The organism is Waterburya sp., from assembly GCF_058530065.1.
Window position 1 is genome coordinate 1 of sequence record NZ_JBZNBU010000095.1, and the last position, 11736, is coordinate 11736.

Annotated in this window: 8 protein-coding genes; 2 read left to right on the forward strand and 6 right to left on the reverse strand. The window is 37.7% G+C overall.

Translation table 11 applies throughout. The features are described 5' to 3' along the window. Positions 1–304: 304 nt before the first annotated feature. Positions 305–631, forward strand: a complete 327-nt coding sequence (locus AC33VI_RS06350; RefSeq protein ID WP_491781424.1) for an STAS domain-containing protein — start codon at positions 305–307, stop codon at positions 629–631. Here AC33VI_RS06350 and AC33VI_RS06355 read toward each other — a convergent pair. Further along, positions 628–1806, reverse strand: coding sequence for a SpoIIE family protein phosphatase (locus tag AC33VI_RS06355; RefSeq protein ID WP_491781425.1), 1179 nt, complete (start codon positions 1804–1806; stop codon positions 628–630). The genes AC33VI_RS06350 and AC33VI_RS06355 overlap by 4 nt on opposite strands. 179 nt (positions 1807–1985) lie before the next feature. Between AC33VI_RS06355 and AC33VI_RS06360 the strand changes: the two genes are divergently transcribed. Further along, positions 1986–6194, forward strand: coding sequence for a response regulator (locus AC33VI_RS06360; RefSeq protein ID WP_491781426.1), 4209 nt, complete (start codon positions 1986–1988; stop codon positions 6192–6194). A gap of 373 nt (positions 6195–6567) precedes the next feature. Here the strand turns inward: AC33VI_RS06360 and AC33VI_RS06365 are convergent, their stop codons facing one another. The 5 genes from AC33VI_RS06365 to AC33VI_RS06385 all read right to left on the reverse strand — a co-directional run bounded on the left by AC33VI_RS06365 (position 6568) and on the right by AC33VI_RS06385 (position 11731). Further along, on the reverse strand, positions 6568–7671 hold the full coding sequence (locus AC33VI_RS06365) for an alkene reductase (protein ID WP_491781427.1): 1104 nt from the start codon (positions 7669–7671) through the stop codon (positions 6568–6570). 97 nt (positions 7672–7768) lie between these two features. After that, the gene (locus AC33VI_RS06370; protein WP_491781428.1) at positions 7769–8359 is read right to left on the reverse strand and encodes a TetR/AcrR family transcriptional regulator; all 591 of its coding nucleotides are present in this window, start codon (positions 8357–8359) and stop codon (positions 7769–7771) included. Between the two features lie 157 nt (positions 8360–8516). Further along, the gene (locus AC33VI_RS06375) at positions 8517–9188 is read right to left on the reverse strand and encodes a YHS domain-containing (seleno)protein (RefSeq protein WP_491781429.1); all 672 of its coding nucleotides are present in this window, start codon (positions 9186–9188) and stop codon (positions 8517–8519) included. Between the two features lie 267 nt (positions 9189–9455). After that, positions 9456–10997: a hydantoinase B/oxoprolinase family protein gene (locus tag AC33VI_RS06380; protein WP_491781430.1), complete on the reverse strand. Its 1542-nt coding sequence runs from the start codon at positions 10995–10997 to the stop codon at positions 9456–9458. A gap of 50 nt (positions 10998–11047) precedes the next feature. Next, positions 11048–11731, reverse strand: a complete 684-nt coding sequence (locus AC33VI_RS06385) for a PHP domain-containing protein (protein ID WP_491781431.1) — start codon at positions 11729–11731, stop codon at positions 11048–11050. Between the last annotated feature and the right edge of the window lie 5 nt (positions 11732–11736).

Consider the following 11736-nt stretch of genomic DNA (forward strand, 5'->3'; position numbering starts at 1 on the left):
AACATCACAGTCCTACAATTTTTGAAGGCGTTATTATTAGCAACAAATTTAACGCGCTTCTACAGTAAATCTCCTAAGTGTTTTCGTCATCAGTAAAATCACGCATATCTTAACTTTAGTTGGGATTAATAAATATCTATGCAATCTCGAACGCATTCTTTTCTTCTTTCTGCTAGTCGATCCCGTTCGGGCAAAATCAACAGAGAAAGTTGTAATTTTGGCTGAAAATGGGAATCCTTAAATTGATAAGTCTTAAATTATGACTGACTATTTAATAACTTTGTAGTCAGCGGGAGTAACTTGTATGGATAATGTTGTAGAAATTATTGAAGCTGAAGGTATTTTGGATAGTGTTAATGCTAACAATCTACGTCGCGAGATTCTAGATTTAATCGATCGCGGTGTCAAGTCGATTTTAGTCGATCTAACAGATGTTAGCTTTATGAATAGTTCGGGAATGGGAGCATTGGTAGCTACTTTAAAAGCTGTTAAGACAGCTAAAGGGGAATTAACTCTTTGTTCGTTGAGCGATCAGGTGAGAATAATTTTTGAACTATCGAGAATGGATCGTATTTTTAATGTTTATCAGGATCGTGCAGAATTTGAGGCAAAACACAGTATTAGGGTTTAGTTTTGGAGTTTTATCTTTAATAAAGAAAAGTCATCATCTAGGATTTGATTTTGATGTTTATTTTTAATAAACTGCCACACTTTAAATAAATTAAAATCATTTCGTTCTTGATTTTTGGCAATTAACTTTACTAAATTATCTATTCCCCAAAGTTGCTCGTTATTTTGGGGAACTTCATATACTCCGTCGCTCAAAACATAGAGGTAATCATCATTTTTGAGAAAATAAGTATCTTGTTCAAAAGGGTATTCATCTAGCATACCAATAGGTATATTATCATTATCTAAATATTCAGTTTGAGAGCGAGCAGTATTAATAATTAGACCAGGAGGATGTCCTGCCGAAGCATAGGCAATTTCCCGATCTTTGAGATTAATTACCCCATACCAAATAGTGAAATAATTATCCCCTGCTTCATTCATTTGAAAAATGTGATTTAATCCCGTTAAAACCGTCCAAGGTTCGTAAAAATCTGTGTTGTAAAGAGACTGCGATCGCAAAATATTTAAAATAGAAATTGATAGTAAAGCCGATTGTACTCCATGTCCTGCTACATCTACTAAATAGACTACTAAATGGGAACTGTCTAACCAGTAATAATCGAAGATATCTCCTCCTAATTGTGCAGAAGGGGAAAAGTGATGTTCGATCACAATTTTCTCGGTTAAAGGTTTGGGTAAAAGCGATCGCACGTAGTCTCCAGCTCGATCTAATTCTCCTTGTAATTTTTGATTTTGTTCTTGTAATTTCGCTTCGCTAGCTTTTAGTGCGATTTCAGCTTTTGCTGCTTTGAGAATTCTAGCCAAACGCTGACATAATACAGGGGGATGAATGGGTTTAGTAATATAGTCTATTGCTCCCACTGTAAAGGCTCGATCGACGGATTCTTTATCGTTTAATCCCGTAATCATTAATACGGGGATTTTTAACTCTTTACCTTCTATTTGATTGAGTTTTTCACAACAATCAAAACCATTCATTATGGGCATCATTGCATCTAATAGAATCATATCTGGTTGATGTTTTTGCCAAGCAATCAAACATTCTTCTCCGTTTTCTACTTCTATAATTCGATAACCTTCTTTTTTAAGAATTAAACGGAGTAATATTCTAGTAGATTTATCATCATCTGCAACTAAAATTAGAGGGGATTTTGATTCACAATTAAGATTCATTTTAAATGTAATTTAGTTTACCTATTATTTGCGGATTATCGATATTAATTACTTTTGAATTCTATTTTCTATTCTTAATTACTAATCGTCCACATTTTCAAAAAAATGAGTTAGAATACGGCAGATTTAATAATTATCAATATCCGTAGATAAACAACTATCTTGGCTGTAATAAAACAATGAATGGATTGAAGCTAGGAAATAAATTTAACACTTTATTATTATTAATTTTTATTTTAGGTAGTGTAGTAAGTGGAGTTGCTTTATCGTCTGCCATGCAGAATCGGGCTGAAGAGGAAGTAACAGCTAGGGCTGAAATTCTGACTCAAACTATGAATTCAGTACGTAACTATACTAGTAATAATATTAAACCTTTATTAGCCGATCGCTTGCTATCTCAAGAGAAATTTATTTCAGAAACCGTTCCTGCCTATGCTGCTAGAGAAGTATTTGAAAATTTTCGTCAACGTCCAGCATACCAAGATTTTTTATACAAAGAAGCAGCTATAAATCCTACCAATTCTAGGGATCGATCTGATATCTTTGAAACCAAATTAGTAGAAGAATTTAGGCGCAATCCAAACTTAGCAAAAAAGACGGGATATTACGAGGGCAATGGAGAAAAGTTATTTTATATTTCTCGTCCGTTGGCAATTAAAAAAGAAAGCTGCTTGCAATGTCATGGAGATCCCCAACAAGCACCCCTTAGTATGCTTAAAACTTACGGTACAAAAAATGGCTTTGGCTGGCAATTAAATGAGATAGTAGCTGCCCAAACTATTTATATTCCTGCTAATGAAGTATTCCTTAAGGGACAACAATATTGGTTATTAGCAGTTAGTATTTTTATGGTTATTTTTACCTTAGTTATTTATTTAATTAATGTATTACTCAATCGAGCAGTAATCAAACCTTTAAAAAAACTGACTCGCTATGCTCAAAACCTTAATAATAATGATACCTTAAACTTATCAACAACTATTATTTCTTTAACCAATAGAAATGATGAACCAGGACAACTGGCAAGGGCTTTTCAGCAAATGAGTCAAGCAGTTTTAGAAAGAGAAAAACAACTCCAGCAAGCCCAAATAGCAATAAAAAAGAGCGAAGCTTACTATCGTGCTTTAATCGAACAAGCTTCCGATGTTATTTTGATTTTAAATAAACAGCATCTAATTACTTATGTTAGTCCTTCAGCCTTAGCTATTCTTGGCTATCAAACTAACACAATTATCGGACATAATATTTTAGATTTGATCGATCGCGAGTTACATTTTAGCTTAAAGGATTTTCTCAATCAAGCCTCTAAAAACACAGGAATTTCTATTCCAATAGAACTCTCTTTTCGCCATCAAAATAGCTCTTGGCTGCCCATAGAAGCGATCGCTAATAATCTTTTAGAAGATCCTCAAATTAATGGCATTGTTTTAAATTTACGCGATATTACCGAACGACAACAAGCCGATGAGAAATTAAGGTTATTAGAGTCAGTGGTCGTCAATGCTAACGATGCGATCGTCATTACCGAAGCTAAATCTTTAGAAGCACCAGAACAGCCTAAAATTGTTTATGTTAACGAAGCTTTTACTAAAATTACTGGTTATACTTCCACAGAAGTAATTGGTAAAACTCCGCGTATTTTTCAGGGTCCAAAAACCGATAAGAAAAAGTTACAGGAAATTAAAGAATCTCTTTTAAACTATCTTCCTGTTGAGACTGAAATAATTAATTATGGTAAAAATCAACAGGAATATTGGGTAGAGTTAAATATAGTTCCTATTGCCGATCGTAAAGGAAATTATACTCATTTTGTTGCGGTGGAGCGAGATATTACTCAACAAAAGTATAACGAACAAGAGTTACGAGATCGCGAAGCGGCTATTAAAAGTTTATATCAGCTGACAGCCCAACAAAACGTTGGTTTTTCTAAAAGAATAGAGCGTATTTTGACGATGGGTTGCGAACAATTTAATTTAGAATTGGGAATTCTCAGTAAAATAGATCGAGATGTTTATAAAATTGTTGGAGTTAGTTTTTCTCCCGAGTTAAATCTGGATCTAAAAATAGGCGACTTTTTTAGTTTGGAAGCTACTTGCTGCGAAGAAACTATCATTAATAATCAACCTGTAAATTTTATTAAAAACCAAACTAATATTCAAGAACATCCTTGTTATTTAGATACTAATATTGCTGCATATTTAGGTACAACAGTAATGGTAGGAGGAGAAATTTACGGTACCTTAGACTTTTCTAGTACCATTCCTCATAAAATATCTTTTAAACCATTACAAATTGAATTCATTCAGTTAATGGCAGAATGGATCGGTAGGGAGATAGAACGCTATAAATCTCGTTCCAAGCTAGATCGAGCTAAAAATGATGCCGAAGCTGCAAACAAAGCTAAAAGTGAGTTCTTAGCTACCATGAGCCATGAAATTCGTACTCCTATGAATGCTGTAATTGGGATGACTGGTTTATTGCTCAATACCAATTTAGATAACCAACAAAAAGATTTTGTTAATACTATTCGCAATAGTGGTGATGCTTTACTAACTCTGATTAATGATATTCTCGACTTCTCCAAAATTGAAGCGGGCAAATTAGAATTTGAAACCCAACCTTTCTCTTTAAATAAATGTATTGAATCGGCACTGAGTTTGATTGCACCTTTAGCAGAAAAGAAACAACTAGAACTAGCATATACAATCGAACCAGATACTCCTAAAAATATAATTGGAGACATTACCCGTTTGCGACAAATATTAGTCAATTTATTAAGTAATGCAGTTAAATTTACTGAAGAAGGGGAAATAGTAGTTTATGTTAGAGGGCAAGCCCTAGATCGATATATTTCTAGTGAAGAATCAATTATTTTTAAAACTAATAATTTAGATCGCCCTGAGGTATGTCAAATTGAATTTGCTGTCAAAGACACAGGAATTGGAATTCCCGCAGATCGTTTAGATCGTTTGTTTAAATCCTTCAGTCAAGTAGATGCTTCCACTACCAGACAGTATGGCGGTACGGGATTAGGTTTGGCAATTAGCCAAAAGCTAGCGAATATGATGGGGGGGAAAATGTGGGTAGAAAGCCAGCCAGGAGTCGGATCGACTTTTTACTTTACTATCTCTGCCACTATTACCGAAGATAGTAACGAAGAAACTCCCTCAAAGCATTTACAAGACAAACATATCTTAATAGTAGATGATAACGCTACTAATCGTAAAATATTAACTCTACAGGCTCAATCTTGGGGAATGATAGCTTATGAGGCAGAATCTGGGGAAAAAGCTTTAGAAATTATCTCTAACAAGATTAAATTAGATTTAGCTATTCTAGATATGCAAATGCCTAGAATGAATGGCTTAACCCTTTCCAGAAAAATTCGCCAACAGTCTCAATATCTCCATCTACCGTTAATAATGTTAAGCTCTATGAGCAAGCACGAGATTGTCAAACAAGCTCAAGATCTTAATTTTGCTGCCATCATCCACAAACCGATCGCCCAATCTCAACTATATCAAATAGTTTTAAAAGCGATCGCCGATACTCCCATCAAAGTAAAAAGTACCGATACTTCTTTCCTCAATGCCAATTTAGCTACAAAATTACCACTCAATATTTTGCTTGCTGAAGATATCGCCGTCAATCAAAAAGTAGCCCTACTAATTTTGCAACAAATGGGCTATCGTGCCGATGTAGCTCAAAATGGCATCGAAGTATTAACCGCTTTGCGTCGTCAGTTTTACGATGTGGTATTGATGGATATCCAAATGCCCGAAATGGATGGATTAACTGCTACTAAAGTAATTCATGAAGAATTTTCGCCAGAATTTCGCCCTCGTATAATTGCCATGACTGCTAATGCCACAATTGGCGATCGCGAAAAATGTCTTGCTGTTGGGATGGATGATTATGTCAGCAAACCCATCCGCGTTGAAGAATTAAGGGAAGCTTTGAGTCGATGTAAGGAGACGGAGAGATATTATCCCGCGAAGACGGGACTGGAAGATTGGGAAAGCGATCGAGAGACCAAAGCGATCGATTTTGCAGTGTTGGAATCAATTAGTGAAATGGCGGGAGAAGAAGCTAGTTTACTGTTGGCAGAGATGATTGAAAGTTATCTTCAAGATACTGAAATTAGATTAAAAGCGATCGCCGAAGCAATTAAAATCGAAAATGCCAAGATAATTAATGAAGCAGCCCATAGTATGAAGTCTAGTAGTGCTAATTTAGGGGCAATTCATTTAGCTCAACTATGCGAAGAATTGGAACAATTAGGCAAAGATAAGAAACTTAATAATACTCCAGCCCTATTGTCTAGTGCTGAATCGGAATTTAAACAAGTAAGACAAGCATTACGCTCGTTTTTAATGAATCTACCATAGTTATAATCATTCCAATTAATTTTCTCACGATTAAATGGCTTTAAGGTTAGAGGTTAGAGGTCAGAGGTCAGAGGTCAGAGGTCAGAGGTCAGAGGTCAGGTAGGGACTCCGATGAGCGTTCCCTTGCGCCTGTCCTAAAGGATACCGCTCCGCATATCGGCGGCGCGGGGTCTCATCGTTTCATGAAACGTCCGTACAGAGGTCAGCCCAGAAGGTTTTTAGATGGTTTCTATATACTCGAAGCATCGATTGGGGAAGACTGAAGCGCGAACTTGTGTCGCGCTTTTGAAGTCTTTTATGCTTAGTTATCCTTGCCACCCCTGTCACTCAAGACCAGACTTTTTCTCTAGGGAAAGCACGAGTTAGAGAGTTATCAGTTAGACAATTGATAGGTAGGAAAATCAATATAACCTTTGGCTGTGGGCTGGTTAGAATACCAGGTGGAAACTTCAGCATCAGGGCTTAATTCCCAATTGTGAGCAAAACGCTCTACTAAGTCTGGATTGCTGATATAAGGTCTACCAAAAGCAATTAGATCTCCATCCCCTTTAACGATTGCTTCTTCTGCTTGATGGCGATCGTAACCGCAGTTGCCCATTAAGACTCCTCGATATATATTTTTTATTTCTGCTAGAGTCATTGGTTCTCCCTGTTCGTGAAAGCCAAACCCCAATCCATCTAATACATGTAGGTATGCCAATCCATAACTATTTAATTGTTGAATGACGTAAGTGAATGTTTCTCGATAGTCTGGCGAACCCATATCGTTAAATACTCCATTGGGGGATAGTCTGACACCAACTCCCGCAGCATCCCACACGGTTAATATAGCTTCAACAATTTCTTTCAGAAAGCGATAGCGATTTTCGATACTGCCACCATATTTATCGGTTCTGTGGTTAGTCTTAGACTGTATAAATTCGTCGATTAGATAGCCATTTGCTCCGTGTATTTCTACTCCGTCGAATCCCGCTTGTTTGGCTCTCAGGGCAGCTTGACGATAATCTTCGACAATCTGGGGGATTTCTTCCGTATTTAAAGCTCTAGGGGTTTCATAGGGTTGTTTCCCTTCGGGAGTATGGGCTTCTCCTCCTTGAATGGCGATCGCACTAGGGGCGACGGGTAAAGCATTATTGGGCTGAAAACTACTATGAGAAGCTCTACCTGTATGCCACAGTTGTAAAAAGATTTTCGCGCCCTTTTGATGTACTGCTTCGACTACTTGTTTCCAACCTGTCGTTTGTTCGTCGGTGTAGATTCCTGGGGCATTGACCCAGCCATTGCCTTGTAAAGATATAGATGTTGCCTCGGTAATAATTAAACCCGCTCCCGAACGTTGGGCATAATATTCTGCCATCATAGCATTGGGAATTCTATTGGCACTGGCACGACCACGAGTCATGGGAGCTAAAACGACCCGATTTTTAAGGGCTAATTTTCCTTCTAAGGGACTGAGAAGTTGAGGTACTTTAGTCATGATTATTAGATTATTTGCTAATTATTATTGTTACTAGTTGACTGGTCTACTATCAAAAGACAGATTTATATCTAGATTTTGGTTGCGTTACTAGCAGTTATCGATCGCTAGTTAGGATTTGCCCGAAAACAATCTCGATAAAGTTTTCCATTGGTGCGACAGACTTGGTAACTTTGGCTTGCAAAATAGCTCCCTCCCAACCAGACAAAATAAATCTTGCTAAATTGATTAAATCCAGATCTTGAGGAATTTCTCCTGCTTGCTCTGCTGCTTGAAGACATTTCAGGAAACTAGCTTCCCAATCGCTAAATACTTGGCTCAGGCGATCGCGGAATAATTCGTTTTGAGCCGATAATTCTTGAGCGAGATTGCCCATCAAACAGCCATGAGAACATTGAGATTTTTCCATATCTGCGATGCCCGATTTAAAGTAGTCGCGCAATCTTTTTAAGGGAGACAATTTTTCATTGCCCAAAAGCTGGTTGAGCTTATTTTGATAACGCTGAGCAAACTCATCAATGAGAGCTAATCCAAAATCCTCTTTACTAGAAAAGTAATAGTAAAAAGAACCTTTTGGTACGCCAGCAGTAGTTAGTATCTCATTAATACTTGCTGCTTTAAATCCTTGTCGAACGACAATTTGGCTGCCTACTTGAATCAGTTCATTGCGTTTGTTGGTAACTTTCATAAGTTTATAGTAGACCAGTCGTCTAGTAAAGTCAAGGTCATTACTGTTGTTTTAATTCTCAACCACAGTAAATTAACCAGGCAAAAAAAAGGAAGGAACTTAAGGAGTACGATATCCTTTTGTCCTTCCCTGCCAGCATTAATTGAATTACTGTTATTTACAATTGATTTTCAAATATTTTTGCTTCTACCAAGACATCAGGCCAATTTTCATCTGCTTTTTCAATATTGCCATCAATATCTTCCAGCCACTGATCTTGTACTGCGGGGCTGAAGTTAAGATATAGTTTCTCGTCCACAATCGACCAAGCTTCAGGATCTGTAGACACGACATTACCTTCACTTAGAGCTTTAGCACAGTAACCTCCATATTGAGGGGCATAAGCTTCGGGATCTTCTTCAAATAGCTCTTGATTTTCCGCGCTAGCAAATCTCCAAATTGCCCCATTCCACTCAGTTTCGTAATCGCTACTTCCTTCAACAACTTCTTCTTCAGTAAAGTAAGCTACGGGATCTGTACCTCGAATTGCCAACCCGCTAGAAGATTCTATATACACTGGGGATACAGCATCAGCAGCAGCAGCACAGGGGTCAACACCAGCACAAGGGTCAACACCAGCGCAGGGATCTATACCAGCACAAGGATTTACTCCCGCACAGGGATCTATACCAGCGCAAGGATTTACTCCCGCACAGGGATCTATACCAGCGCAAGGATTTGCCCCCGCACAGGGAGAGGCATTGACACTACTAAAATAATTAGGACTTCCTACTAATCCTAAAGAGATAATCGAGGCTGCTGCAACAGTTGCTAAATACTTAAATTTCATTAATACTAGATTTCTACTTAAATAAATTTTCTAGGCTTGGTACTACGACCAATCAGTCAAGACAGTAGATTACTATAAAATACAATCTTGTTATTAGGGTACTCAATAACTCGATAAAAAACAGTTTAGATCTAAAATATTCAGATTTATAGTCTTACATATGAAACTGTCTTTCAGAGAATACTGCAATACTCTAGCAATCAAAATATTACTGAAACCTTAAAATCAAATTAGAAAAAAACAAAATTTCATAATTTAATTTTTAATCTACTCTTTTTTTCCATAGCCACCACCCCCAGGAGTTTCGATCGCAAAAGTATCGTTAGTATTAATTTCGACTGTAGCTTGGCTGTCTAATTTTCTAATAGTGTTGTTGGAAGTTTGAAGATAATTATTACCAGCTTTTCCCGACTCTCCCCCTGCCAGACCAAAAGGTTTCACTCGACGACGATTGGATAAAATGCCCGCAGTCATTGGTTCTAGAAAACGAATTTTTCTTACCGTACCGTTGCCACCTCGGTTGATACCCATGCCTCCACTATTTTGACGAATACTAAATTCTTCTAAAATTACAGGAAAACGCAACTCTAAAATTTCAGGATCGGTAAGCCGAGAATTGGTCATTTGGGTTTGTACGGCATCCGTGCCGTTAAAATTTGCTCCCGCACCCGAACCACCGCAAATGGTTTCATAATATTGATACTTGTCGTTACCAAAAGTAAAGTTATTCATCGTTCCTTGAGAAGCTGCCATGATACCCAGTGCGCCATAGAGACAATCGGTAATATTTTGGGAAGTCTCGACATTACCAGCTACTACTGCTGCAGGATAGTTGGGATTGAGCATACAGCCAGGGGGAATAATAATTTTCAAAGGTTTTAAGCAACCAGCATTGAGAGGAATAGTATCTTTTACGAGAGTACGAAAAACATATAAAATTACTGCCTGACATACCGCAGTAGGAGCATTAAAATTATTTTTTAATTGACTGGAAGTGCCTGTAAAATCTATTGTTGCTGTGCGATTTTGGCGATTGATCGCTATCTTAACTTTGATAGTAGCCCCATTATCCATAGTGCAACTAAACTCGCCATCTTTTAAAGATAAGAGAGCTTCTTCTACTGCTCTGGCTGCATTGTCTTGCACGAATTGCATATAAGCTAGAACTGTCTCTAAACCATAGCGTTTTACGGTTCTTAAGAGTTCTTGCACTCCTCGGTTATTAGCTGCTATTTGTGCTTGAAAATCAGCTATGTTTACTGACTGGTTGCGGGCGGGATACTGACTATCTTGTAGTTTTTCCCTAACAGCAGTTTCTTGGAATATTCCTTCTTTGACTAACAAAAAATTATCAAATAAAATACCTTCTTCTTCTATAGTTTGACTGTGAGGGGGCATCGAACCAGGAGTTATACCGCCAATATCTGCTTGATGCCCGCGAGATGCCACATAAAAGATGGGAGAATCGGAATTGCGATCGCTAAAAACAGGAGTAATAACTGTTGTATCTGGTAAATGAGTTCCTCCATTGTAGGGATTATTGGAGAGATAAACATTGCCTGGTAATATTTCATCTTTTTTATCTTCGATCAAACTAGTAACACTAGCACTCATCGAACCAAGGTGAACGGGTATATGAGGTGCATTGGCGACTAACAAACCAAAGCGATCGAAAATGGCACAGGAGAAATCTAGTCTTTCTTTAATGTTGACCGAGGTGGCTGTATTTTGCAATACAATCCCCATTTGTTCGGCAACAAATTGATATAGGTTATTAAATATTTCTAAGCGAATGGGATCGGGAGACATATTTTAATTCTAACTACTACCTAACCCCTCGCAAGCTTGACCTATAGCGATCAAATACGTTGAAGCAAACTTAATCCATGAGTATCAGTACCACAAGTACTGTAAAGACCATATTTGCTGGCTAATTTTTCAACTTTTTGGGTTTGTTTGGGGCTGGGTTTCCAAATTTTAGGATTATTGTAAGCATAATAGGTTTCTACTCCGTCAACACCCAAATCTGCTGCCAGAGGAATCAATTGATTTCCCGAACGACGGTAACGTTCGGGATGAGCCAAAACAACTAAGCCCCCTGCTACGTGAATGCTATCGATGACCTTTTTAGCATCAGCATCTTTCCCTTGGGGTTTATTCCCCTGAAAATATATTTCGAGAGCAGGATGTTCGGGATCGAATCCATAACCCAAGATATGAACTTCAACTTCCAATAGCCTAGAAGTAATCTCTACTCCAGTCCAAAGGTGAGGTAAGCTGCTAACCGTGTTTTGCTCGCTTAGTTGGGATAGATATAATTCTGCCTCTCGATAGCCGTTGACAGTATGATGGTCGGTAATAGCAAAACCTTGGAGTCCAATTTCAATTGCTTGCTCCATTAAAGCAGATGGTGTTAACTTACCATCAGAAGCTTGAGTGTGCATATGAAAATTGAACGAATAGGGACAACTAATATAGCTAATAGTTTCCCAGACACTCTTAAGATACTCAGTGTCTTGTGCTTTTGGTTTTAGGGGATATATGGCAA

Coding starts and splice junctions, on each gene's coding strand:
- AC33VI_RS06380 (WP_491781430.1), bottom strand. CDS start 10,997: ATGTCTCCCGATCCCATTCGCTTAGAAATATTTAATAACCTATATCAA.
- AC33VI_RS06375 (WP_491781429.1), bottom strand. CDS start 9,188: ATGAAATTTAAGTATTTAGCAACTGTTGCAGCAGCCTCGATTATCTCT.
- AC33VI_RS06350 (WP_491781424.1), top strand. CDS start 305: ATGGATAATGTTGTAGAAATTATTGAAGCTGAAGGTATTTTGGATAGT.
- AC33VI_RS06370 (WP_491781428.1), bottom strand. CDS start 8,359: ATGAAAGTTACCAACAAACGCAATGAACTGATTCAAGTAGGCAGCCAA.
- AC33VI_RS06360 (WP_491781426.1), top strand. CDS start 1,986: ATGAATGGATTGAAGCTAGGAAATAAATTTAACACTTTATTATTATTA.
- AC33VI_RS06355 (WP_491781425.1), bottom strand. CDS start 1,806: ATGAATCTTAATTGTGAATCAAAATCCCCTCTAATTTTAGTTGCAGAT.
- AC33VI_RS06365 (WP_491781427.1), bottom strand. CDS start 7,671: ATGACTAAAGTACCTCAACTTCTCAGTCCCTTAGAAGGAAAATTAGCC.